The organism is Ideonella sp., assembly GCF_035254525.1.
GTDB lineage: Bacteria > Pseudomonadota > Gammaproteobacteria > Burkholderiales > Burkholderiaceae_C > Ideonella.
The window spans coordinates 1-22,454 of sequence record NZ_DATFAN010000013.1 but is presented as its reverse complement, the minus strand read 5'-3'; the positions used below and the strand labels follow the sequence as shown (position 1 = coordinate 22,454).

General features: G+C 69.9%; 24 protein-coding genes. 18 read left to right on the top strand and 6 right to left on the bottom strand.

Going from position 1 to position 22,454, the window contains the following annotated elements; translation table 11 throughout:
* The 5 genes from VJ693_RS01495 to VJ693_RS01475 form a co-directional block, all read left to right on the top strand.
* A partial coding sequence (locus VJ693_RS01495; RefSeq protein WP_324151693.1) for a cytochrome c oxidase subunit 1 occupies positions 1–1,339 on the top strand: 1,339 nt, incomplete at its 5' end.
* A gap of 24 nt (positions 1,340–1,363) precedes the next feature.
* The gene (locus VJ693_RS01490; RefSeq protein ID WP_324151692.1) at positions 1,364–1,480 is read left to right on the top strand and encodes a cytochrome oxidase small assembly protein; all 117 of its coding nucleotides are present in this window, start codon (positions 1,364–1,366) and stop codon (positions 1,478–1,480) included.
* Positions 1,481–1,513: 33 nt separating this feature from the next.
* Positions 1,514–2,134 carry a cytochrome c oxidase assembly protein gene (locus VJ693_RS01485; RefSeq protein WP_324151691.1) on the top strand — a complete coding sequence of 207 codons (621 nt, stop codon included), beginning with the start codon at positions 1,514–1,516 and terminating at the stop codon, positions 2,132–2,134.
* Positions 2,131–2,385 (top strand): DUF2970 domain-containing protein, encoded by a 255-nt coding sequence (locus VJ693_RS01480; RefSeq protein WP_324151690.1) that lies wholly within the window; start codon positions 2,131–2,133, stop codon positions 2,383–2,385. The genes VJ693_RS01485 and VJ693_RS01480 overlap by 4 nt, the downstream gene beginning before the upstream one ends.
* Positions 2,386–2,459: 74 nt before the next feature.
* Complete coding sequence (locus VJ693_RS01475) at positions 2,460–3,344, top strand: cytochrome c oxidase subunit 3 (protein ID WP_324151689.1); 885 nt, start codon at positions 2,460–2,462, stop codon at positions 3,342–3,344.
* A 69-nt stretch (positions 3,345–3,413) separates the two neighbouring features.
* On the opposite strand, the gene VJ693_RS01470 is transcribed toward VJ693_RS01475, so the two are convergent.
* On the bottom strand, positions 3,414–3,650 hold the full coding sequence (locus VJ693_RS01470; protein ID WP_324151688.1) for a twin transmembrane helix small protein: 237 nt from the start codon (positions 3,648–3,650) through the stop codon (positions 3,414–3,416).
* A 48-nt stretch (positions 3,651–3,698) separates the two neighbouring features.
* On the opposite strand from VJ693_RS01470, the gene VJ693_RS01465 reads away from it, so the two are divergent.
* From VJ693_RS01465 to VJ693_RS01445, 5 genes are read left to right on the top strand one after another with little or no spacing between them, the layout of a single operon-like run.
* Positions 3,699–4,448: an SURF1 family protein gene (locus VJ693_RS01465; protein ID WP_324151687.1), complete on the top strand. Its 750-nt coding sequence runs from the start codon at positions 3,699–3,701 to the stop codon at positions 4,446–4,448.
* Positions 4,429–5,127, top strand: coding sequence for a hypothetical protein (locus tag VJ693_RS01460; RefSeq protein ID WP_324151686.1), 699 nt, complete (start codon positions 4,429–4,431; stop codon positions 5,125–5,127). The genes VJ693_RS01465 and VJ693_RS01460 overlap by 20 nt, the downstream gene beginning before the upstream one ends.
* Positions 5,124–6,275 (top strand): COX15/CtaA family protein, encoded by a 1,152-nt coding sequence (locus VJ693_RS01455; protein WP_324151685.1) that lies wholly within the window; start codon positions 5,124–5,126, stop codon positions 6,273–6,275. The genes VJ693_RS01460 and VJ693_RS01455 overlap by 4 nt, the downstream gene beginning before the upstream one ends.
* Positions 6,272–7,186, top strand: coding sequence for a heme o synthase (gene cyoE, locus VJ693_RS01450; RefSeq protein WP_324151684.1), 915 nt, complete (start codon positions 6,272–6,274; stop codon positions 7,184–7,186). Before VJ693_RS01455 ends, cyoE begins: the two co-directional genes overlap by 4 nt.
* A gap of 31 nt (positions 7,187–7,217) precedes the next feature.
* Positions 7,218–7,823 carry an SCO family protein gene (locus VJ693_RS01445; protein WP_324151683.1) on the top strand — a complete coding sequence of 202 codons (606 nt, stop codon included), beginning with the start codon at positions 7,218–7,220 and terminating at the stop codon, positions 7,821–7,823.
* A 68-nt stretch (positions 7,824–7,891) separates the two neighbouring features.
* Here the strand turns inward: VJ693_RS01445 and rpoH are convergent, their stop codons facing one another.
* The gene (rpoH, locus tag VJ693_RS01440) at positions 7,892–8,815 is read right to left on the bottom strand and encodes an RNA polymerase sigma factor RpoH (protein WP_324151682.1); all 924 of its coding nucleotides are present in this window, start codon (positions 8,813–8,815) and stop codon (positions 7,892–7,894) included.
* Between the two features lie 211 nt (positions 8,816–9,026).
* Between rpoH and VJ693_RS01435 the strand changes: the two genes are divergently transcribed.
* On the top strand, positions 9,027–10,148 hold the full coding sequence (locus tag VJ693_RS01435) for a hypothetical protein (protein WP_324151681.1): 1,122 nt from the start codon (positions 9,027–9,029) through the stop codon (positions 10,146–10,148).
* Between the two features lie 70 nt (positions 10,149–10,218).
* Positions 10,219–11,499 carry a hypothetical protein gene (locus VJ693_RS01430; RefSeq protein WP_324151680.1) on the top strand — a complete coding sequence of 427 codons (1,281 nt, stop codon included), beginning with the start codon at positions 10,219–10,221 and terminating at the stop codon, positions 11,497–11,499.
* Here the strand turns inward: VJ693_RS01430 and fumC are convergent, their stop codons facing one another.
* Both fumC and ychF read right to left on the bottom strand, forming a co-directional pair.
* Positions 11,500–12,888 carry a class II fumarate hydratase gene (gene fumC / locus VJ693_RS01425; RefSeq protein ID WP_324151679.1) on the bottom strand — a complete coding sequence of 463 codons (1,389 nt, stop codon included), beginning with the start codon at positions 12,886–12,888 and terminating at the stop codon, positions 11,500–11,502. It abuts the gene before it with no gap.
* Between the two features lie 44 nt (positions 12,889–12,932).
* A complete protein-coding gene (gene ychF / locus VJ693_RS01420; RefSeq protein WP_324151678.1) occupies positions 12,933–14,027 on the bottom strand; it encodes a redox-regulated ATPase YchF in 1,095 nt (364 codons plus the stop codon).
* A 56-nt stretch (positions 14,028–14,083) separates the two neighbouring features.
* Here ychF and VJ693_RS01415 point away from each other — a divergent pair, with 56 nt between their 5' ends.
* The 6 genes from VJ693_RS01415 (at position 14,084) to VJ693_RS01390 (ending at position 20,325) form a co-directional block, all read left to right on the top strand.
* Positions 14,084–15,196: an FAD-dependent monooxygenase gene (locus VJ693_RS01415; RefSeq protein ID WP_324151677.1), complete on the top strand. Its 1,113-nt coding sequence runs from the start codon at positions 14,084–14,086 to the stop codon at positions 15,194–15,196.
* 40 nt (positions 15,197–15,236) lie between these two features.
* Positions 15,237–15,986: a DsbC family protein gene (locus VJ693_RS01410; RefSeq protein WP_324151676.1), complete on the top strand. Its 750-nt coding sequence runs from the start codon at positions 15,237–15,239 to the stop codon at positions 15,984–15,986.
* Between the two features lie 64 nt (positions 15,987–16,050).
* Entirely contained in the window at positions 16,051–16,518 is a 468-nt protein-coding gene (locus VJ693_RS01405) for a DUF3429 domain-containing protein (RefSeq protein WP_324151675.1), read from the top strand.
* Between the two features lie 13 nt (positions 16,519–16,531).
* Positions 16,532–18,280 (top strand): M61 family metallopeptidase, encoded by a 1,749-nt coding sequence (locus VJ693_RS01400; RefSeq protein WP_324151674.1) that lies wholly within the window; start codon positions 16,532–16,534, stop codon positions 18,278–18,280.
* A gap of 45 nt (positions 18,281–18,325) precedes the next feature.
* Positions 18,326–19,462, top strand: a complete 1,137-nt coding sequence (locus VJ693_RS01395) for a DUF3108 domain-containing protein (protein WP_324151673.1) — start codon at positions 18,326–18,328, stop codon at positions 19,460–19,462.
* Between the two features lie 74 nt (positions 19,463–19,536).
* Positions 19,537–20,325 carry an enoyl-CoA hydratase gene (locus VJ693_RS01390; RefSeq protein ID WP_324151672.1) on the top strand — a complete coding sequence of 263 codons (789 nt, stop codon included), beginning with the start codon at positions 19,537–19,539 and terminating at the stop codon, positions 20,323–20,325.
* Here VJ693_RS01390 and VJ693_RS01385 read toward each other — a convergent pair whose 3' ends face one another.
* Positions 20,326–20,892, bottom strand: a complete 567-nt coding sequence (locus VJ693_RS01385) for a pyridoxamine 5'-phosphate oxidase family protein (RefSeq protein ID WP_324151671.1) — start codon at positions 20,890–20,892, stop codon at positions 20,326–20,328.
* Positions 20,893–20,964: 72 nt separating this feature from the next.
* A partial coding sequence (gene lysS, locus VJ693_RS01380) for a lysine--tRNA ligase (protein WP_324151670.1) occupies positions 20,965–22,454 on the bottom strand: 1,490 nt, incomplete at its 5' end.

Here is a 22,454-nt window from a genome sequence, read left to right as displayed (position 1 = left end):
CGTCGGCTTCGCGAACTGGATGATCCCGCTGCAGATCGGCGCGTCGGACATGGCCTTCGCGCGGATGAACAACCTGAGCTTCTGGCTGCTGATCCCGGCGGCCGCGATGCTCGCCGGCTCGTTCTTCATGCCCGGTGGCGCCCCCGCCGCGGGCTGGACGCTGTATGCGCCGCTGACGCTGCAGATGGGCCCGTCGATGGATGCCGGCATCTTCGCGATGCACATCATGGGCGCCTCGTCGATCATGGGCTCGATCAACATCATCGTGACGGTGCTGAACATGCGCGCGCCGGGCATGACGCTGATGAAGATGCCGCTGTTCTGCTGGACCTGGCTGATCACCGCCTACCTGCTGATCGCGGTGATGCCGGTGCTGGCCGGCGCGATCACGATGACGCTGACCGACCGCCACTTCGGCACCAGCTTCTTCAACCCCGCCGGCGGTGGCGACCCGATCATGTACCAGCACATCTTCTGGTTCTTCGGGCACCCCGAGGTCTACATCATGATCCTGCCGGCCTTCGGCATCGTGAGCGCGATCATCCCGGCCTTCGCCCGCAAGAAGCTGTTCGGCTACACCTCGATGGTCTACGCCACGTCGTCCATCGCGATCCTGTCGTTCATCGTCTGGGCGCACCACATGTACACCACCGGCATGCCGGTGACGGGCCAGTTGTTCTTCATGTACGCGACCATGCTGATCGCGGTGCCCACGGGCGTGAAGATCTTCAACTGGGTGGCCACGATGTGGCGCGGCTCGATGACGTTCGAGACGCCGATGCTGTTCGCGGTCGGCTTCCTGTTCGTGTTCTCGATGGGCGGCTTCACCGGCCTGATCCTGTCGATGGCACCGGTCGACCAGCAGCTGCAGGACACCTACTACGTCGTCGCCCACTTCCACTACGTGCTGGTGGCTGGTTCGCTGTACGCGCTGTTCGCAGGCGTCTACTACTGGGGCCCGAAGTGGACCGGTGTGATGTATTCGGAAACGCGCGGCAAGATCCACTTCTGGGGGTCGTTGATCTTCTTCAATGTGACCTTCTTCCCGATGCACTTCCTGGGTCTGGCCGGCATGCCGCGTCGCTACGCCGACTACCCGATGCAGTTCGCCGACTTCAACATGATCGCGTCGATCGGCGCGCTTGGTTTCGGCCTGATGCAGGTGTATTTCTTCCTCTTCGTCGTCGTGCCGATGATGCGCGGCAAGGGTGAGCCCGCGCCGCAGAAGCCTTGGGAAGGTGCCGAGGGCCTGGAATGGGAAGTGCCGTCGCCGGCGCCCTTCCACACCTTCGAGAACCCGCCCAAGCTCGACCCGACGGCGACCAAGGTGATCGGCTGATCGGCCGCAATCCGGAGTTCGACGATGGCGCAATCGGAGCAGCAGCAACGCGCAAACCGCCGCCTGGCCTGGGTGCTGGCGTCGGTGGCGCTGGTGTTCGCGCTCGGCTTCGTGGCGAAAATCGCCGTGCTCGGCCCCTGAGGGGCCGGGCGGGGTGATCGAGGTGCGCGCGGCATGAAATTCAACTGGCCTTCCGGCTCGGCGCTGGCGCGACGCGACCATCGACAGATGGTCGTCAAGCTGCTGGTCGTCACCGCGGCCATGTTCGCCTTCGGTTACGCACTGGTGCCGCTGTACAAGCACATTTGCGAAGCGCTGGGCATCAACGTGCTGAGCCTGGGCGAGAACGGCGGCCGCCGCGAACGCCCGGCCAACACACAGGTCGACACCTCGCGCAGCATCACGATCGAGTTCGATGCCAATGCCCGCGGGCCGTGGGACTTCAAGCCCGCTGTCGCCTCGGTGCAGGTGCATCCGGGCGAACTGGCCACGGTGATGTACGAGTTTCGCAACCGGCAGGATCGCGTGATGGCCGCGCAGGCCATCCCCAGCTACGCGCCGCACCAGGCGGCCGCGCACTTCAACAAGCTGGAGTGCTTCTGCTTCAACGAGTACACCCTTCAGCCCGGCGAAGCCAAGCAGTGGCCGGTGGTCTTCTACGTCGACCCCAAGCTGCCGAAGGACGTCACGACGATCACCTTGTCCTACACCTTCTTCGAGGTGGGCGGCAAGGTGCCGCCGGCACCGAGCTCGACGGCCGCCACTTCGGTGCCACCCGGCGAGGCCCGCTCATGAACACCCAGCCGCCGAAGGGTCAGGACGACGGTCTGCGCGCCGCGGCGGCGCGCAAGGGCTCGTTCCTGGGCACCATGCGCGCCGTGGCCTGGTCCTTCCTCGGCATCCGCAAGGGCAAGGGCTACGAGCAGGACGTCAGCCAGCTCAATCCGGTGCACGTCGTCATCGCCGGCGTCATCGGGGCGGCGATCTTCGTGCTGCTGCTGATCGTGCTGGTGAACTGGATGGTGGGCAGCGGCGCCGCCAGCTGACGTCGCCGGGCCCTTCGTAGATCAACGCTTCAAGCAAACAAACACGCGGTTCTTTCGGTTCGAGGAGCACACACATGTCCGCAGCGAGCAACCACGGGGCGACGCCCTACTACTTCGTGCCCGCCCCGTCGCGCCATCCGGCGACGGCGGCCCTCGGCCTGTTCTTCGTGATCCTGGGCGCCGGCCAGTGGGTCAACGGCCACTCCTGGGGCGCCTACTCGCTGTTCGCCGGGCTGGCGATCTGGCTGGGAACGCTGTACTTCTGGTTCGGCGACGCGATCGGCGAGAGCGAGGGCGGCCGGTATTCCGAGCGCATCGACGTCTCGTACCGCTGGAGCATGAGCTGGTTCATCTTCTCGGAGGTGATGTTCTTCGCCGCCTTCTTCGGTGCGTTGTACTGGGCCCGCATCCATTCGGTGCCCTCCCTCGGCAGCCTCGAGAACCAGCTGCTGTGGCCCGATTTCAAGGCGGTCTGGCCCAGCGCCGCGGCGGGCGCCACCGCGTCTCCGGCTGGCACCGTCGAGGCCTTCACGACCATGGGCCCGTGGCCGATCCCGACGCTGAACACCGGGATCCTGCTGACCTCCGGTGTCACGCTGACCATCGCCCACCATGCGCTGATCGCCGCGCACCGCAGCAAGGCGATCTTCTGGATGTGGGTCACGGTGCTGCTGGGCGTGACCTTCCTGGGCTTCCAGGCCTACGAGTACATGCACGCCTACAGCGAGCTGAACCTCAAGCTCAGCTCGGGCATCTACGGCTCGACCTTCTTCATGCTGACCGGCTTCCACGGCTTCCACGTGTTCGTCGGCATGCTGATGCTGCTGTTCATCACGATCCGCCTGACCAAGGGCCATTTCACGCCGACGCGCCACTTCGGCTTCGAAGGCGCGGCCTGGTACTGGCACTTCGTCGACGTGGTCTGGCTGGGTCTGTACGTCGTCGTCTACTGGCTCTGATGATGCAAGCCGGCCGGCGCAGCACGTGCCGGCATTCGAAGCGCCGCTGCCCAGCGGCGCTTCGTCGTTTCAAGATCTCAGCGGCACGCCGGAGGGCTGGATCCAGCCCAGCGCATAAGCCAGCAGAATGAGCAGGAACAGCGCAATGGACAGGCCGACCCGCAGTGCCAATGCGCGCGCCATGCGCTTGTCGCGCCCCGGCTCGGCAGTGCCTTCCTTTGGCTTGCCGGGCCGCAGCATGAACAACCCGGCGCTGGCCAGCGCCGCGATGATGGCGAGCAGCGCCAGCACGATGAAGACCTTCATGCGGCGGCATTATTCCATCCGCCTCGTCGGCCGATCCGGGCCCGCCGGATGAAGCGCACGAGCTTGTGGCGCCACCCCGTCTGGGTCCTGCTGGCGGCGCTCGGCCTGGGGCTGTTGACCGCGCGCCTGGGCGTGTGGCAACTCGACCGCGCCGCCCAGAAGCTGGCGCTGCAAGCGGCGATCGAAGCACAGGCGGCGGCGCCGGAAATGCCGGCCGAGACGCTGCCGACGACCGAAGGCGAGGCCGAACGCCTTCGCTTTCGCCGCATCACGCTGCGCGGGCAATGGCTGCCCGAGCACACCGTCTACCTCGACAACCGCCAGATGAGCGGGCGGCCGGGCTTCTTCGTGCTGACGCCGCTGAAGCTGCCGCGCGGCGACGCGGTGCTGGTGCAGCGCGGCTGGCTGCCGCGGCACGCGGCCGACCGCACGCGGATCGCGCCCTACGACACGCCGGGCGGCGAGGTCGTGGTCGAGGGGCGCATTGCCCCCTGGCCCTCCCGGCTGGTCTCGCTGGGGGCGGAGGCGCCGGGCGCGATCCGGCAAAATCTGGACTTTGCCGACTATGCGGCGCAGACGCGGCTCGCGCTGCGCCCGCTGTCGATCACCGAGCTGCCGCGGCCGGCCCAGGCCGGCGACGGCCTGCTGCGCGACTGGCCGATGCCGGCAGTCGACGTGGCCAAGCACTACGGCTACGCGGCGCAATGGTTCGCCTTGTGTGCGCTCACTGCAGGACTCTATGTCTGGTTCCAACTCATCCGACCGCGCCGGCGCGCCGATGCCGCCCACCGCGACTGACCCGCTCGCGCTGACGGTGCACAGCGGGCCGGCGCCGGTGCTTCCACGCAGCGGCACGTCGGCGCGCACCGGTGGCCGCTTCACCGCGCTGCTGGTGTTGCTGGCCTGCGCGGCGCCGGTGATCGTGTCGTACTTCACCTACTACGTCTGGCGGCCGAGCGCGCGCAACAACTACGCCGATCTGATCCAGCCGACGCGGGGCATGCCGGCCGATCTCGGGCTGCGCCGGCTCGATGGCACACCGGTCGCGAGCGCATCGCTGGCGGGGCAGTGGCTGCTCGTCGTCGTGGCCGGCGGCGATTGCGACAGACGCTGCGAGGACCACCTGTACGAACAGCGCCAGCTGCGCGAGATGACCGGGCGCGAGCGCGACCGCGTCGACCGCGTCTGGCTGGTGACCGACGACGCGCCACTGCGCGAACCGATCGCGCAGGCCATGACCGTCGGCGACGCACCGGCGACCGTGTTGCGCGCGCCGCGCGCGTCGCTCGAACGCTGGCTGCAGCCGGCGCCCGGCCACGCGCTCGAGGACCACCTGTACCTCGTCGATCCGATGGGCGAATGGATGATGCGCGCGCCGGCGTCGCTCGAGCCCAAGCGCTTCTACAAGGACCTGGACCGGCTGCTGCGTGCATCGGCCTTCTGGGATCGGCCGGGCCGCGAAGCCGCCGCACCATGAACGCGACGTCGGCGGCCGTCGATTTCTCGCCCACGCTGCGCCTGCTGGCTCTGGCGGCGGCGCTCGCGTTGCTGCCGCTCGCATGGTGGTGGTGGCGCCATCGCGCGGCGGGCGCCCTGGCCCGGCGTGCGGCGCTGACGGTGCTGACGCTGTTCCTGACCTTCGACCTCGTGGTCTTCGGCGCGTTCACGCGGCTGACGGACTCGGGCCTGGGCTGTCCGGACTGGCCGGGCTGCTACGGCGAGGCCAGCCCCATCGCAGCGAGCGTGCAGATCGCCGGTGCCGAGGCGCAGCAGCCGACCGGCCCGGTGACCGAACGCAAGGCCTGGATCGAGATGGTCCACCGCTACCTGGCGGGCGCCGTCGGCGCGCTGATCCTCGTGCTGGCCACCTTGTCGGTGCGCGCGCGGCGCGAACTGCCGTTTTCGCTCGGCTGGCCGCTCGCGACCGTTGCCTGGGTCATCGTGCAGGGGCTGTTCGGCAAGTACACGGTCACGCTGAAGCTCTACCCGGCGATCGTCACGCTGCACCTGTTCGGTGGTCTGGTGCTGCTGGCGCTGCTGGCCGTGCAGGCCCAGCGCTATCACGGCCGGGCGCTGGCGCTGGCGGCGGCCACGCGCGCATTGCTTGCGGCGGCGCTGCTGCTGCTCGCCGTCCAAGTGCTGCTCGGGGCCTGGGTCAGCACGAACTACGCCGTGCTCGCCTGCCGGGGCTTCCCGCAGTGCAACGGCCAATGGTGGCCGGCGCCGATGGACGCGCAGCAGGGTTTCACCGTGCTGCGCCACCTGGGCCGGGCCGGCGAGGGCGGTTTCCTGCCGGCCGAGGCGCTGGTGGCGATCCATTGGGCGCACCGCGTCTTTGCGCTGGTGCTCGTCTCGGCGCTGCTGGCCCTGGCGCTCGCGCTGTGGCGGCAGGCGGGCGGAGCCGCCCGGCGAGCCGCGCTGGCCCTGCTGGCGCTGACGGCGCTGCAGGTGGCCACCGGCGCCGCCAATGTGGTGTTGCACTGGCCGCTTGCCGCTGCCTTGCTGCACACCGGCGGCGCGGCCGCGCTGTCCGGCCTGCTGGTCTCACTGCAGGTGCGCGCGGTGGCCACTTCGTCCTCTCACGTTGCGGTGTCGCGTCCGTCGCACCGCCCCGCGTCACAATGAGCCCGCCCGTGTCCTCGCCCGCCTTGACCCAACACCGACCTTCCCGCTGGTCCCAGTACTACGCGCTGACCAAGCCGCGCGTCGTCCAGCTCATCGTGTTCTGCGCGGTGATCGGCATGCTGCTCGCGACCCCCGGCTGGCCGGATTGGCGCGTGCTGATCGCCGGCACCGTCGGTATCTGGCTGGTGGCGAGCGCGGCGGCCGCGTTCAACTGCCTGGTCGAGCGCGAGATCGACCGGCGCATGAGGCGCACGGCCTGGCGGCCGACGGCCCAGGGCGAACTGGCCGACCGCCACACGCTGACCTTCTCGGGCGGGCTGTGCGCGCTGGGCTGCACGATCCTGTGGTTCTGGGTCAACCCCCTGACGATGGCCCTGACGCTGGCCACCTTCGTCGGCTACGCGATCGTCTACACGGTGGTGCTCAAGCCGCTGACGCCGCAGAACATCGTGATCGGCGGCGCCTCGGGTGCGATGCCGCCGGTGCTCGGCTGGGCGGCCGTGCGAGGCGAGGCCGGGCCAGAGGCTTGGCTGCTGTGCCTGATCATCTTCCTGTGGACGCCGCCGCATTTCTGGGCTCTGGCGCTGTACCGTGCCGAGGACTACGCGCGCGCCGGCCTGCCGATGCTGCCTGTGACCCACGGCGCGGCGTTCACCCAGCTGCACGTCTTTCTCTACACCGTGGTGCTCTTCGCCGGCACGCTGCTGCCTTTCGCCTATGGCATGAGCGGCTGGATCTACCTCGCGGCGGCGGTGGCGCTCGGCGTGGCCTTCATGGTGTATGGCTTCCGGCTCTGGCGCGACTACTCCGATGCGCTGGCCCGCCGCACCTTCCGCTTCTCGATCCTGCACCTGTCGCTGCTGTTTGCCGCGCTGCTGGTCGACCATTACCTGAGCCCGCTGCTGGCCTGACGCCCGGGCCGAACACGAAAGCATCATCGCCATGACCATCTCGCCCCTGCGTCGCCACCTTTGCCGCATCGCCGCAGTGGCGCTGTTGGCCGGCCTCGCCGCCTGCCAGAAGACCCCGGTGGCGTTCCAGGGCATCGACATCACGGGGGCCGAGTACGCGCGCCAGCTGAACCTGACCGATGCCGACGGCAAGCCGCGCACGCTGGCCGACTTCAAGGGCAAGGTGGCGATCGTCTTCTTCGGCTACACGCAGTGCCCGGACGTCTGCCCGACCACGCTGGCCGAGATCGCTGCGGTCAAGAAGCAGCTGGGGCCCGACGGCGACAAGGTTGTCGGCGTGTTCGTGACGATCGACCCCGAGCGCGACAGTGCGGCCGTGATGAAGGCCTACGTCGGCAGTTTCGGGCCCGATTTCGTCGCGCTGCGCGGCAGCCTGGACGAGGTCAAGGCCGCGGCGCGCGAGTTCAAGGTCTTTTTCGCCAAGGTGCCTGGCACGACGGACGGCAGCTACACGATGGACCACACCGCGAACTCCTTCGTCTTCGACCCGCAGGGTCGGGTGCGCCTGGCCGAGCGCTACGGCGTCGGCGCCGACGCGCTGGCCAAGGATGTGAAGGCCTTGATCGACGGTGCCTGAGCGCTTGCCCCAAGCGCCCATGAAAAACGGCCCCGCGGGGCCGTTGCTGTTTCTGCCGCGCAAGCGCTTCAGGCGGCTTCGAGCACCTTGCGCATCTTCTTCATCGCCGCTGCCTCGATCTGGCGGATGCGTTCGGCGCTGACGCCGTAATCGGCGGCCAGCTCGTGCAGCGTCATGCCGCCCGAAGCGTCGTCGTTGACCTTCAGCCAGCGCTCTTCGACGATGCGGCGGCTGCGCGCGTCGAGCTGATCCAGGGCGCGAGCGATGCCGCTGCCCGACAGCTCGTCGCGACCGCGGGCTTCCAGCACGTGGGTCGGCTCCTGGCTGTCGTCGGCCAGGTAGGCGATCGGCGCGAAGCTTTCCTCACCGTCGTCGGTCTGCGGCTCGAGCGCCACGTCGCCGCCCGACAGCCGGGTCTCCATCTCGACGACCTCGGCTGGCTTGACGTTGAGCTCGCGCGCGACGACCTCGATCTCGGCTGGGGTCAGGGTGCTGCGGTGCGTGTCCCCCTCGCCGGCCTGGCCCTTCAGGCCCTGCTTCATCGAGCGCAGGTTGAAGAACAGCTTGCGCTGTGCCTTGGTTGTGGCCACCTTGACCATGCGCCAATTGCGCAGGATGTATTCGTGGATCTCGGCCTTGATCCAGTGCAGCGCATAGCTGACCAGGCGAACGCCCTGGTTCGGGTCGAAGCGCTTGACCGCCTTCATCAGGCCAACATTGCCTTCCTGGATCAGGTCACCGTGCGGGAGGCCGTAACCAAGGTACTGGCGCGACACCGAGACCACCAGCCGCAGGTGCGACAGCACCAGCCGCCCGGCGGCTTCGAGATCGCCATGGTCCTTGAGCTGCCTGGCGAAGCGGCTTTCCTCTTCCGGCGTCAGCAGCGGGATGTGGTTCACCGCCGTGATGTACGCATCGAGATTGCCGACCGGTGGAACCAACGCCCACGGGTCGCGCAGGGCCAGGGTGGTGGAAGTCGAAGTGGTGTTCATCAAAGCTTGTGAGTCGCCGGCGACGGGCCAGTTCCGCAAATATTAGCACTCCTGGTTCGGGAGTGCTAATGGGCGCACCGACGCCCCAGGCGCGGTGCGGCGACCGCAAATATAGGGGAAATCTCCTACTGCAGTTCTGTGAGAGAACTCTTGCAGTAGTTCAGCGAGGCACATAGAGTCCGTCACACCCTTCCACTCCAGCCTGATTGCCATGCCCACCACCGCTCCGAACCGCCCGCTCAGACTCTTGCTGGCCTTGCTGGCCACAGTGCCGGTCGCCGCCTCCGCCCAGACCCTGGAGGGGCGTCGGCTGTGCGAGTGCTACGTCACCGACCTGTCGGACGACGGCCGTGCCGCCACCGGCCAGTTGGCGGGATCGAACCAGACCTTTCGCTGGACCGAGGAAGGCGGCGTGCAGCCGCTGGGCCGGGGCACCTACCGCAAGCTCCAGCGCGGTTCCGGCACCCCGGCGATCTCGGGCGACGGCCAGATCGTCGCGTCGACGATCATTGACGAAACGCAGAGCCACGGCACCCAGGGCCGCTGGACGCCGGCCACCGGCTGGCAGCAGCTGATGCCGCCGCGGCCGGCCGACGGCGCCGTCGTGGATGCCGAGGACGGCAGCGTGTTCGGCATGTCGCGCGACGGCCGGGTCGTCACCGGCCTGTACTGGCGCAACACGGGCGTCGGCGGCCTCGCCCACGCCAGCCGCTGGACCGAGGGGGGCGTGGTCGAGGACCTGGGCAGCAGCGGTGGCTCCAGCCGCATCGACGACGCCAATGCCGACGGCAGCGTGCTGGTCGGCTGGGACGAGCACCCGCAATACGGCAACCGCCGGGCCGCGGTCTGGGTCAACGGCGTCAAGACCGTGCTCGACGAGAGCGACTGGCCGAGCGAGGCCGGTGCGGTCAACGCCCGGGGCAACATCATCGTCGGCCAGGCAGTCGATCCGAAGCGCGGCATCGAAAGCGCGGTGATGTGGACCTGGAATGGTCGCAAGTGGGCCAAGACGGTGCTGGGCGTGCTCGAAGGGACCAAGCAAGGCGGCATGGCCTACGCGTCCGGCCTTTCCGACGACGGCCAGACGGTGGTCGGCCTCGCGCGGCGCTTCTTCTCGCCAGCCAACAAGGGTTTCATCTGGACCGCGGCCACGGGCATGGTCGAGGCCGAGAAATACTTCGCTGACCGTGGCTACCCGGTCGGCGGCAAGCTGGCGGTCGAATCGATCAACGCCATCAGTGGCGATGGCCAGGTCATGGGCGTGGTCGGCACGGACCTGGCGAGCGGCAAGGTTCACAGCGTCGCCGTGCGCGCACTGCCGGCGGCGAACTAGGCCCCGGGCCGGGCCGGCGGCATCGTCGATACTAGAAGGCTGTCCCGATCTTCATTCCGAGCCTCGGACCTTGGACACCTTGACCGACCCGGCCCCTTCCGCAGCGCAGACGCGGCCCACCGAACCCGCCGCGCCGCGCGAGGCGCAGGTCGCCGCTGCCCTGCGCGATGCGCTGCACCCGTTGCTGGACGCGCTGGCCGGGCGCCCGCCCAGGCCGATCCGCCTGATGCGCGGCATCGGGCTCGACAAGAGCCTGGCCAGCCGGCTGGTGCAGGCGGCCCGGGCGGAGTCCGATTCGCAGTTCCTGCACCTGCTTCCCTCGCCGACGGGTTTGCGTATCCTCATCGAGCGCAGCCGGGCGATCCCCGAAGCCGCCGCGGTGCTGCCGGCCTTCGAACGCGCGGTCGAGGCCTTTGCCGCGCTGCTGGACGCGCTGCCCGGCGGTCGCCAGGCCCTGGACGCGCGACTGGGCGAGGAGCTGTCGTCGATCCGCGAGCGGCGCGAGCACATGGCGCGCCAGGCCTCGTTCAAGGCGGTGTCCTTCCTGTTCGGGCACTACTGCGAAACGTTGTCGACGGCGATGTTCCTGTTTCCCGCCGCCGACGGCCAGCGCGTCGACGCGATCGAGGTGCACCGCCGGCTGGGCCTGCGCCGCATCACGCCGGGCACGCCCCTGCCGCTGATCAGCCTGCACGCGAAGCCCGACGCCAGCGGGGCCCCGGGCGATCGGCTGGTGGTGCGGCCGATCGACGGTGGCCCGGCCGGCGCCGACAGTGCGGTCGATGCGCAACGCTACTTCGTCGCCGAGGGCTGCAGCCTGCCGCTGCCGCCGCTGGAGGTCGAGCGCGAGGGCGGCAGCAGCACCTTCCTGCTCGGGCCACAGTCGCCCGAGCCGCTGCCGGCGCGCCTGACGACGGCGATGCGGATCAACGGCGTCGAGCCGCTGCACCCGGACCAGGCCTACCTGACGGTGCGCAACTACATGCTGCACACCCCCTGCCAGCGGCTGGTGCGCGAGATCTACCTGGCCGACGGGTTGTGGCCGGACGCCCTGCCGCAGATCGGCTTCTACCTGCCGGGCGCGAGCGGCACGCTGCTGACGCCGCCGCCACCGGGCGTGCCGCACTACCGTCGACTGAACCTGAGCGCGCCGATCGAGCAGTTGCCCGCGGGGCCGGGCGTCGCGCCGCTGACCGGCGTGGCCGACCATGCCAGCGTACTCACCACGGTGCTGCGTCGCGCGGGGCTCGGTGCGCTGAACTTCCGCGGCTGGCGCTGCCAGACCCCGTATCCGGTGCCGCTGGTCGAGATGCAGCTGGGCTTCCGCTTCGCGGGCCACGCCGGGACGTAGTCAGACCATCTTCTCGGGTCGCACCCAGGCGTCGAACTGCTCGGCGGTCAGGCCCCCCACCGCCAGCGCGGCTTCGCGCAGCGTGACCCCGCTCACATGCGCATGCTTGGCGATCGCCGCGGCGCGGTCGTAGCCGATGTGCGGGTTCAGCGCCGTCACCAGCATCAGCGAGCGTTCCAGCAGCTCGGCGATGCGTTCGCGGTCGGGCTCGATGCCGTGCGCGCAGTGCGCATCGAAGCTGGCCATGCCGTCGGCCAGCAGCCGGGCGCTTTGCAGGAAAGCGTGCGCGATCAGCGGCTTGAACACGTTCAGCTCGAAATGGCCCGAGGCGCCGCCGATGCCGATCGCGACGTCGTTGCCGAGCACCTGGCAGCACAGCATCGTCAGCGCTTCGCACTGGGTCGGGTTGACCTTGCCCGGCATGATCGAGCTGCCGGGCTCGTTCTCGGGGATGTGCAGCTCACCCAGCCCGCAGCGCGGGCCCGAGGCGAGCCAGCGCACGTCGTTGGCGATCTTCATCAAGGCGGTGGCGAGCGTCTTCAACGCCCCATGCGCACTGACCAGTGCGTCATGGCCGGCCAGCGCCGCGAAGCGGTTGGGCGCGCAGACGAACGGCAGCCCGGTCTCGGCCGCGAGCCGGGCGGCGACCGCGGCGCCGAAATGCGGATCGGTGTTCAGGCCGGTGCCGACCGCGGTGCCGCCGACCGCGAGCTCGTGCAGCGGCCCGAGGGTGGCGCGGATCGTGCGCTCGGCGTGATCGAGCTGGGCCACCCAGCCGGAGATCTCCTGCCCCAGCGTCAGCGGCGTGGCGTCCTGCAGGTGGGTGCGGCCGATCTTGACGATGCCGGCGAAGGCCGCGGCCTTGCTCGCCAGCGTGGCGCGCAGCGCACGCAGCGCGGGCAGCAGCGCGTTCGTGAGGCACGCGGCGGCCGCGACGTGCATCGCGGTCGGGAAGATGTCGTTCGACGACTGGCCGAGGTTGACGTGGTCGTTTGGGTGCACCCGGCGGCCGCCCCCGCGCTCGCCGCCCAGCAGCTCCGAGGCGCGGTTGGCCAGCACCTCGTTCATGTTCATGTTGCTCTGCGTGCCCGAGCCGGTCTGCCAGACCGACAGCGGAAACGCCGTCGGGTGGATGCCCGCGAGCACCTCGTCGGCCGCGCGCACGATCGCGCGCGCGATCGCCGCGTCGAGCAGCCCCAGCTCGGCATTGACCTCGGCGGCGGCGCGCTTGGTGCGCGCCAGCGCCATCACCAGCGCCTCGGGCAGGCGCTCGGTCGAGATCGCGAAGTGCTGCAGCGAGCGCTGCGTCTGCGCGCCCCAGAGTGCGTCGGCGGCGACCTCGATCTCACCGAAGGAATCGCGCTCGATGCGGGTGGCGGCGGTGGTCATGGCGGGAGCTCCCGGCAGCCCGTGCCGGAAGCCCGAGCCGCCTGTCAGACGTTGAACAGGAAGTGCAGCACGTCGCCGTCCTTGACGACGTAGTCCTTGCCTTCAGCCCGCATCTTGCCGGCGTCCTTCGCCCCTTGCTCGCCGCCGTACTTGATGAAATCGTCGTAGGCGATGGTTTGGGCGCGGATGAAGCCACGTTCGAAGTCGGTGTGGATCACGCCGGCCGCCTGCGGCGCGGTGTCGCCGACGTGGATCGTCCAGGCGCGCACCTCCTTCACCCCGGCGGTGAAGTAAGTCTGCAGGCCCAGCAGGCTGAACGCGGCGCGGATCAGCCGGTTCAGGCCCGGCTCGTCCTGCCCCATCTCGGCCAGGAACATCGCCTTGTCCTCGTCGCTCATGTCGGCCAGCTCGGCCTCGGTCTTGGCGCAGATCGCGACGACCGGGGCCTTCTGCTTGTCGGCGTACTCCTTCAGCCGATCGAGGAAGGGGTTGTTCTCGAAGCCGTGTTCGTCGACGTTGCCGACGAACATCGCCGGCTTGGCGGTGATCAGGCACAGCGGCTTCAGCACGGCCTGCTCTTCCTTGCTGAAATCGATCGAGCGCACCGGCCTGGCTTCGTTCAGTGCGGCTTCGCACTTCTTCAGCACGTCGACGAGGCGGGCCGCCTCCTTGTCGCCGCCCGATTTGGCCACCTTGGTGTAGCGCTGCAGGCTCTTCTCGACGGTGGCCAGGTCGGCCAGGCACAGCTCGGTCTGGATGACCTCGATGTCGGCGATCGGGTCGACCTTGCCGGCGACGTGGATCACGTTGTCGTCCTCGAAGCAGCGCACGACATTGACGATGGCGTCGGTTTCGCGGATGTGCGAGAGGAACTGGTTGCCCAGGCCCTCGCCCTTGCTGGCCCCGGCCACCAGCCCGGCGATGTCGACGAACTCGACGATCGCCGGCAGCACCCGCTCGGGCTCGACGATCTCGGCCAGGGCCGCCAGACGCAGATCCGGCAGTTCGACCACGCCGACATTGGGCTCGATCGTGCAGAACGGGTAGTTCTCGGCGGCGATGCCGGCTTTCGTCAGGGCATTGAACAGGGTGGACTTGCCGACGTTGGGCAGGCCGACGATGCCGCACTTGAGGCTCATGGATGGCTTTCGAACAGGGAACCGGCCATTTTATTCGGCCTCTCTACAATCGTCGGATGACCGCCTTCGACGTGCGCATCCTCGGTTCGGGGATCGTCAGCCGCAGCCTGGCGCTGGCGCTGGCCCGCCAGGGGCTGCGCGTCGCGCTGCAGGCCCGGCCTGCCGCCGCGGCCCAGGCAGGGCCGGACGTGCGGGCCTATGCCCTGAACGCCGCCTCGGTGGCGCTGCTCAGCGGGCTGAAGGCCTGGGACACGCTGCCCGCCGATGCCCGCACGGCGGTGCACGACATGCACGTCAGCGGCGATGCGCCCGGTGCGGTGCTCGAGTTCTCGGCCTGGGCGCAGGCGGTGCCGGCCCTGGCCTGGATCGTCGATGCGGCGGCGCTGGAAGCGGTGCTCGACACCGCGGTGGGCTTCAGCCCGCAGGTCGCCTTGTTTGCCGAGCCGCCGCCGGCCGCGCTGACCGTGGTCGCCGAGGGCAAGGATTCGATGCTGCGGCAGCAGCTGGGCGTGGGCTTCGAGCGCCACGGCTACGCCCAGCGCGCCGTTGCGGCCCGCCTGGTCGCCGACCAGCCGCACCTGGGCATCGCACGCCAGTGGTTCCGCTCGCCGGACATCCTGGCCCTGCTGCCCTTCGACCGGCCGCAGGCCGGCCACAGTTACGGCCTGGTGTGGTCGCTGCCCGACGAGCAGGCCGAGCGCCTGCGCGCCGCGCCGGCCGCCGAGTTCGAGGCTGCCCTGAACCAGGCCACAGGCGGCGCCGCCGGCACACTGACGCTCGCCAGCGAGCGCGCCACCTGGCCCCTATCGATCGGCCGGGCCTCGGCGGTCAGCGGCCCGGGCTGGGCGCTGGTCGGCGATGCGGCGCACGTGGTGCACCCGCTGGCCGGGCAGGGCCTGAACCTGGGGCTGGCCGATGTTGCCGCATTGGCCGAGGTGCTGGCGCAGCGCGAAAGCTGGCGCTCACCCGGCGATGCCGACCTGCTGCGCCGCTACGCCCGCCGCCGCGCCACCGGGACCTGGGCGATGGCCCAGGCCACCGATGGCTTGTGGCAACTCTTTGCCGGCGAGCAGCCGCTGCTGCGGGAACTTCGCAACCGCGGCCTGGGTCTCGTCAATCGAATCGCGCCGGTCAAGCGCTGGCTGGTCGGCCAGGCGCTGGACACCTGACCTGCCGTACCGGCCCCGTCTTCCGAAGGAACCCCACGCCATGACGCACCCGAGTTCTCCTGCCACCCGATGGCTTTCCTGGCTGGCATTGGCGGGCGCTTTTGCGGCTGCCGCCGGGTCCGTGTGGGCCGATGAAGCGGCGATTCGCAAGACGCTGGCCGACCGCATGCCCAACCTGCCGAAGATCGACGAGGTCACGAAGACGCCCATCCCCGGCATCTACGAGCTGCGCATCGGCACCGACATCCTGTATGCGGACGAGACCGGCGCCTACCTGTTCGAGGGCGCGATGCTCGACACCAAGACGCAGACCGACCTGACCAAGGCGCGCGTCGACAAGCTGACCGCGATCGACGTCGCCAGCCTGCCGCTGAAGGATGCGATGGTCTTCCGGCAAGGTGCCGGCACCCGCAAGCTGGTGGTCTTCGCCGACCCGAACTGCGGCTACTGCAAGCGCATCGAGCGCGACCTGGTGGCCCTGAAGGACGTGACGATCTACACCTTCCTGCTGCCCATCCTCGGGCCCGATTCGAACACCAAGTCGCGCGACATCTGGTGCGCGAAGGACAGTGCCAAGACCTGGCGCTCGTGGATGATCGACGGCGTGACACCGCCGAAGACCATGGGCACCTGCGACACCGCGGCGCTGCAGCGCAACCTCGAGATGGGCCGCAAGTACAAGATCAACGGCACGCCGGCGGTGGTCTTCGAGGACGGCACGCGCTCGCCGGGCGCCCTGCCGGCCGATCGGCTCGAGCAGCGCATGAAGGACGCGGCCAAGAAGTCCTGACCACCCGCTGGCCTGTTCGCCGCGGGCGCCAACGGCTGCGGGTGCTGCGGCGACAATGCGCGCCATGAGTCTCGCGACAACCCGCCTTCCGGCTGTGGCGCCCACCCTGGCCGAGCCGCCGCGCCTGGCGCGCCAACTGGGCGCCGCCGGCCTGATCCCGTTCGTGCTCGGCGCCGCACTGATCTGGCTGGTCTATCCCGAGGCGCAGACATGGGTCACGCTCGCGCTGGCCGGGTATGCCGCCTGCGTCGTCGCATTCCTCGGCGGCGTGCACTGGGGCTTGGCGATGCGCGCCGGCCGCGACGAGCCGGCCCATTTCGGCTGGGCCGTCGTGCCGCCGCTGGTGGCCGCGCTGGGCGTGCTGATGCCGGCCTATGCGGGCCTGGTGCTGCTCGGGGCGATGCTGCTCGCCTGCTACGCCGTCGACCGGCGCCTGTTCGCCGAGCAGGGCCTGGCGGCCTGGCTCACGCTGCGCTTTCGCCTGAGCACCGTCGCGGCCCTGTGCTGCTTCATCGGCGCCGCCGGCAGCTGAAGGCCCGGTATTCATGACCACCGCGATCCGCTACCGCATCGACCTGGCCGACGCCGCCGCCCACCGCTACCAAGTGACGCTGACCGTGCCCTCGCCGGCGCGTGAGCAGGGCTTCAGCCTGCCGGTCTGGATCCCGGGCAGCTACATGGTGCGCGAGTTCGGCCGCCACCTGAGCGGGCTGACCGCCCGCCAGGGCCGCAAGCCCGTGCCGCTGACCCAGCTCGACAAGACCAGCTGGCGCGCCAACTGCCCCGGCCGCGGCGCGCTGACGCTCACCTACGACGCCTACGCCTTCGACACCTCGGTGCGCACGGCGTTTCTCGACGACGCCCGTGGCTTCTTCAACCCGACCAGCCTCTGCCTGCGCGTGCACGGCCAGGAGGCTGCACCGCACGAGGTGCATCTGGCCGGGCTGGCGGCGGGTTGGGAGGTGGCCACCGCGATGCCGGCGCTGCCGGCCGTGCGGCACGGCTTCGTCAGCGCGGGCTACGATGAACTGGTCGACCACCCGTTCGAGCTCGGGCGCTTCTGGCGCGGCCGCTTCGAGGCGGGCGGCGTGCCGCACGAGTTCGTCGTCGCCGGGGCCTGGCCGGGCTTCGATGGCGAGCGGCTGCTGGCCGACACCAAGCGCATCTGTGCCGCGCAGATCGCGTTCTGGCATGGCCGCGGCAAGCCGCCGTTCTCGCGCTACGTGTTCCTGCTCAACACGGTCGAAGACGGCTACGGCGGCCTCGAGCACCGCGCCAGCACCGCGCTGCTGGCCAACCGGCGCGATCTGCCGCGCAAGGGCCAGGCCGGGCAGTCGGGCCTGCCCGACGGCTACCAGACGCTGCTCGGGCTGATCAGCCACGAATACTTCCACACCTGGAACGTCAAGCGGCTGAAACCCGCCGAGTTCATGCAGCTGGACTACGGCCGCGAGAACTACACCCAGCTGCTCTGGTTCTTCGAGGGCTTCACCTCCTACTACGACGACCTGATGCTCAGGCGCGCCGGCCTGATCGACACGGCCCGCTACCTGAAGCTGATTGCCCGCACGATCAGCGGCGTGCGCGCCACGCCGGGCCAGAAGGTGCAGAGCGTCGCCGAGGCGAGCTTCGACGCCTGGGTCAAGTACTACCGCAGCGACGAGAACACGCCGAATGCGACGGTGAGCTACTACACCAAGGGCTCGCTGGTCGCGCTGCTGCTCGATCTGCAACTGCGCCGTGCCGGTGAATCGCTCGATGCGCTGATGCGCCGGCTGTGGAAGGCGGCACCGGGCGGTGCGGTCACCGAGGCGCTGATCCTCGACGAGGTGGCGGCGCTGGGTGGCCAGGCCCTGGCCCGGTCGTTCGCCGGCTGGATCCACGGACGCGATGACCTGCCCCTGGACGAGGCGCTCGCGGCGGCCGGCGTGAAGGCCACCGACGAGAAGGCCAGCTGGGCCGGCACGCTGGGCCTGAAGCTGTCCGAAGGGCCGGTCACCGGCGTGCAGGTCAAGTCGGTGCTCAGCGGCAGCGTGGCCGCGGCGGCCGGGGTCTCGGCGGGTGACGAGTTGCTGGCGGTCGACGGCTGGCGCATTCGCCGGCTGGACGACGCGCAGCAGTGGGTCGCCGAGGGCCGGCCCTTCGAGCTGCTGCTGGTGCGCGGCCAGCGCGTACGCACGCTGGTCGTGCGGCCACGCCCGGCCGCCGCGGCGACGCACCCGCTCGGCTTGGCGGTGGATCCGCAAGCCGTGCCCGCCGCGCAGGCGCTGCGCCGCGCCTGGCTCGGCGATTGAACGCCGGTCGGGCGGGCCCGCGCGGATGACGACAGGGGCGACGCCGTGCCCGGCCGCCTGAGCGCCCATCGCGCCCGGCGCCGAGCCGCCTGGTGTGTCCTGTTGTTCGCCGTCAGCGCCGCGCACTGGTGGGTGGGCGGCCAGCTGCCCGACAGCCGCTTCGGCGAAGGGGCTGCCGACGAGGAGGGGGTGCCCCCGGCGATCGACGTGGCCTTCGTGCGCGAGTTGGCGCCCACCGCGCCGCCGGTGCATGCGGCGCCGCGTGCCCGGGCCGCAAGGGCACCTCGGCGGGCCGCGTCGGCGGCGTCAGCGGCGAGTTCGCCGGCGAGTGCACCACCGCTGATGGTCGCCGAGGCGGCCAGCGCAGCCGCCAGCGCGGTGGCCGAGCCGGCACCCGAGCCGGCTGCCAGCGCACCGACCCTGGCGCAAAGCGCGCCGACGGTGGCCGAGTCGGCGAGCGCGGTGGTTGTGCCACCGGTGACGGCCGCCGCGTCCGCCCCCGCGCCGGTGGCCTTCGACTGGCCGCCGTCGACCCGGTTGAGCTACACGCTGCTCGGCAATTACCGCGGCCCGCTGCACGGCACGGCACAGGTCGAGTGGTTGCGCGACGGGCCGCGCTACCAGGTGCGGCTGGACGTGCACCTGGCCCTCGTCGTGACCCGCCGCATGCTCAGCGACGGCCAGCTCGGCCCCGACGGCCTGTCGCCGCGCCGCTACGACGAGGTGACCGAGATGCCGCTGCGCGAGACGCGCCGCCTGACCGTGCTGTTCGAGCCCGGCCGCATCCTGCTGGCCAACGGCAAGGTCAACGATCCGGTGCCGGGCGTGCAGGACACGGCGAGCCAGTTCGTGCAGATGACCTGGCTCTTCCTGACCCAGCCCGACCGCCTGCGGGTCGGCCAGAGCGTCGAGTTTCCGCTCGCGCTGCCGCGACGCGTCGGCCGCTGGACCTACGATGTGACCGAGCAGGCCACCCTCGCGCTGCCGTTCGGCGAGGTCATGGCCTTCCACCTGGCGCCGCGCAGCGGCTTGCGCCGTGCCAACGAGCTGGCGGTCGATTTCTGGATCGCGCCCAGCCTGCAATACCTGCCGGTGAAGATCACCATCCGGCAGGATGCCGAGAGCTACGCCGAGCTGTCGCTCGACAAGCCGCCGCTGCAGGCGGCACCGGCGCCGCCGTGAACGCCGGACGGCCGGGCATATAGTCCCTGGAGCCGCCGGCCGCTCGATGCGCCGGCCAGACGTTGGAGACCGAGATGCCCTACGAATGCATTCTGACCGAGGTGCGCGGCGACGCCGCGTTGAAGACCGGCGTGATCTTGCTGAACCGGCCCAAGCAGATGAACGCGCTGAACGACCAGCTGATGGACGAACTGGGCCAGGCGCTGCTGGCCTTCGATGCCGATGCCGGCATCGGGTGCATCGTGATCACCGGCAATGAGAAGGCCTTCGCCGCCGGCGCCGACATCGCGGCGATGAAGGACTACGACTTCAGCCACACCTACCGCAGCGAATACATCAGCCGCAACTGGGAGACGATCCGCCGCGTGCGCAAGCCGGTGATCGCCGCGGTGGCCGGTGTGGCCCTGGGCGGGGGTTGCGAGCTGGCGATGATGTGCGACATCGTCATTGCCGCCGACAACGCGAAGTTCGGCCAGCCCGAGATCACGATCGGCGTCGTGCCCGGCGCCGGCGGCACGCAGCGCCTGCCACGGGCCATCGGCAAGGCCAAGGCGATGGACATGGTGCTGACCAACCGCTGGATCAACGCCCAGCAGGCCGATGCCTGGGGGCTGGTCTCGCGCGTGGTGCCGGCCGACAAGCTGATGGACGAGGCGATGGGCGTCGCGGCGCAGATCAACGGCTTCGGCCAGATCTCGGTGATGGCTGCCAAGGAGGCGGTCAACCGCGCCTTCGAATCCTCGCTGTCCGACGGCCTGTGGTACGAGCGGCGCCTGTTTCACGCGATGTTCGGCACCGCCGACCAGCGCGAGGGCATGGCGGCGTTCCTCGACAAGCGCGCGCCGAACTTCGAGCGTCCCTGATCAGGGCTGGACCCAGCGCGCGCCCGCGGCATCGAACAGGGCTCGGCGCTGGCCCTCGGGGTCGAGGGTGAGCCAGTCGATGCGGCGCACGCTGGCGGTGACCACGGCGAAGTGCCCGCGTGAGCCGCGCTCGGGCTCGCAGGGGTGGTTCAGTGGCGTGCCCGGCGGCAGCGGCGACAGGTAGTCCTGCGCCGCCGGCGTCATCTTCAGCCGTGCCCAGCGCGACGACACGGCCAGCCCGCTGGTCTCGATCCCCAGCGTGACCGCCAGCCGCAGCTGCCAGCCCAGCGGGGCCGACCACATCACCATCACCGCCTCGGGGCGCTGCTCGATCTGCCCGACCTTGGGCGATCGGGCATCGGTGAAGAAGACGAGCTCCTGCGCTTCGACGTCGATCTCGCGCAGCACGACCGTGCGCGCATCGCAGCCCGCCTCGGCCACGGGGTCGGCCGTGGCCAGCACGGCCGTGCGCCAGGGGTGGCCGGGCGCCGCAGCGGCCGCAGCGAGCTCGGCCCAGATCCGCTCGCGGATCCGGCCCAGTTCGTCGGTGGGCGGCGTGCTGCTCATCCTGATGCCGATGATCGCAAGCCGCCCCGTGGCGGCGGTTTGACCGAACTCAAGCTTCCAGGCCGTCGAAGGTCACGATTCCCGGCGCAGGGCCGGGAAGAGGATGACGTCGCGGATGCTCGGGCTGTCGGTCAGCAGCATCATCAGGCGGTCGATGCCGATGCCGCAGCCGCCGGCGGGCGGCATGCCGTATTCGAGCGCGCGGATGAAGTCGGCGTCGTAGTACATCGCCTCCTCGTCGCCGGCGTCCTTGTTGGCCACCTGGGCCTGGAAGCGCGCGGCCTGGTCCTCGGCGTCGTTCAGCTCGGAGAAGCCGTTGGCGTACTCGCGGCCGGTGATGAACAGCTCGAAGCGCTCGGTGATCGACGGGTTCGCGTCCGACGCGCGGGCCAGCGGGCTGACCTCGACGGGGTAGTCGATGATGAAGGTCGGCTGCCAGAGCTTTTCCTCCACCGCGGCCTCGAACAGGCCGAACTGCAGCTCGGCCAGCGTCCAGTGCGCCGGCGGCTCCTCGCCCAGCGACTTCAGCTTCGCGTGCAGCGCGGCGGCGTCGGCCGACTCGGCTTCGGTCACGCCCGCATGCACGATCAGCGATTCGCGCACCGACAGCCGGGCGAACGGCTTGTCCAGCTCGACCGGTTGGCCGGCGTAGGTCAGTGCCGCCGAGCCGGTGGCCGCACGCGCGGCGTGGCGCAGCACGGCCTCGGTGAAGTCCATCAGGTCGTGGTGGTTCCAGTAGGCCGCGTAGAACTCCATCATCGTGAACTCCGGGTTGTGCCGGACGCTGATGCCTTCGTTGCGGAAGTTGCGGTTGATCTCGAACACGCGCTCGAAGCCGCCGACGACCAGGCGCTTCAGGTACAGCTCGGGCGCGATGCGCAGGAACATCTCCTGGTCCAGCGCGTTGTGGTGGGTGACGAAGGGCTTGGCGTTCGCGCCGCCGGGAATCGGGTGCAGCATCGGCGTCTCGACCTCGAGAAAGCCGTGCTCGACCATGAAGCTGCGGATGGAGCTGACCGCCTTGCTGCGCGCGACGAAGCGCGCCCTGGCCTCGTCGTCGGTGATCAGGTCGACGTAGCGCTGGCGGTACTTCTGCTCCTGGTCGGTCATGCCGTGGAACTTGTCCGGCAGCGGGCGCAGGCTCTTGGTCAGCAGGCGCACCGACGTGGCCTTGACCGACAGCTCGCCGGTCTTGGTGCGGAACAGCGTGCCCTCGCAGCCGAGGATGTCGCCCAGATCCCAGTGCTTGAAGGCGGCCAGCACCTCGTGGCCGACGCCGTCCTGCGTGACGTAGAGCTGGATGCGGCCGGAGCTGTCCTGCAGCGTCGCGAAGCAGGCCTTGCCCATCACGCGCTTGAGCATCATGCGACCGGCGACGACGACCTTGATCGCCTGCGGCTCCAGCTCCTCGTTGGGCACCTGGCCATGGCGGTGGTGCAGGTCGGCGGCGCGGTGCTGCGGCTTGAAGTCGTTCGGGAAGACGGCCGTGCCGGTGGCCTTGGCGTGCTGGCGCAGCGTGGCGAGTTTCTCGCGGCGTTCGGCGATGAGCTGGTTGTCGTCGG

Bases quoted from the DNA above. Each gene is read 5' to 3' on its own strand.
- VJ693_RS01480 (WP_324151690.1), top strand. From the start codon at position 2,131: ATGAACACCCAGCCGCCGAAGGGTCAGGACGACGGTCTGCGCGCCGCG.
- VJ693_RS01475 (WP_324151689.1), top strand. From the start codon at position 2,460: ATGTCCGCAGCGAGCAACCACGGGGCGACGCCCTACTACTTCGTGCCC.
- VJ693_RS01435 (WP_324151681.1), top strand. From the start codon at position 9,027: ATGCCCACCACCGCTCCGAACCGCCCGCTCAGACTCTTGCTGGCCTTG.
- VJ693_RS01410 (WP_324151676.1), top strand. From the start codon at position 15,237: ATGACGCACCCGAGTTCTCCTGCCACCCGATGGCTTTCCTGGCTGGCA.
- VJ693_RS01405 (WP_324151675.1), top strand. From the start codon at position 16,051: ATGAGTCTCGCGACAACCCGCCTTCCGGCTGTGGCGCCCACCCTGGCC.
- VJ693_RS01460 (WP_324151686.1), top strand. From the start codon at position 4,429: ATGCCGCCCACCGCGACTGACCCGCTCGCGCTGACGGTGCACAGCGGG.
- ychF (WP_324151678.1), bottom strand. From the start codon at position 14,027: ATGAGCCTCAAGTGCGGCATCGTCGGCCTGCCCAACGTCGGCAAGTCC.
- VJ693_RS01470 (WP_324151688.1), bottom strand. From the start codon at position 3,650: ATGAAGGTCTTCATCGTGCTGGCGCTGCTCGCCATCATCGCGGCGCTG.
- rpoH (WP_324151682.1), bottom strand. From the start codon at position 8,815: ATGAACACCACTTCGACTTCCACCACCCTGGCCCTGCGCGACCCGTGG.
- cyoE (WP_324151684.1), top strand. From the start codon at position 6,272: ATGAGCCCGCCCGTGTCCTCGCCCGCCTTGACCCAACACCGACCTTCC.
- fumC (WP_324151679.1), bottom strand. From the start codon at position 12,888: ATGACCACCGCCGCCACCCGCATCGAGCGCGATTCCTTCGGTGAGATC.
- VJ693_RS01400 (WP_324151674.1), top strand. From the start codon at position 16,532: ATGACCACCGCGATCCGCTACCGCATCGACCTGGCCGACGCCGCCGCC.
- VJ693_RS01465 (WP_324151687.1), top strand. From the start codon at position 3,699: ATGAAGCGCACGAGCTTGTGGCGCCACCCCGTCTGGGTCCTGCTGGCG.
- VJ693_RS01390 (WP_324151672.1), top strand. From the start codon at position 19,537: ATGCCCTACGAATGCATTCTGACCGAGGTGCGCGGCGACGCCGCGTTG.
- VJ693_RS01485 (WP_324151691.1), top strand. From the start codon at position 1,514: ATGAAATTCAACTGGCCTTCCGGCTCGGCGCTGGCGCGACGCGACCAT.
- VJ693_RS01490 (WP_324151692.1), top strand. From the start codon at position 1,364: ATGGCGCAATCGGAGCAGCAGCAACGCGCAAACCGCCGCCTGGCCTGG.
- VJ693_RS01415 (WP_324151677.1), top strand. From the start codon at position 14,084: ATGACCGCCTTCGACGTGCGCATCCTCGGTTCGGGGATCGTCAGCCGC.
- VJ693_RS01445 (WP_324151683.1), top strand. From the start codon at position 7,218: ATGACCATCTCGCCCCTGCGTCGCCACCTTTGCCGCATCGCCGCAGTG.
- VJ693_RS01455 (WP_324151685.1), top strand. From the start codon at position 5,124: ATGAACGCGACGTCGGCGGCCGTCGATTTCTCGCCCACGCTGCGCCTG.
- VJ693_RS01385 (WP_324151671.1), bottom strand. From the start codon at position 20,892: ATGAGCAGCACGCCGCCCACCGACGAACTGGGCCGGATCCGCGAGCGG.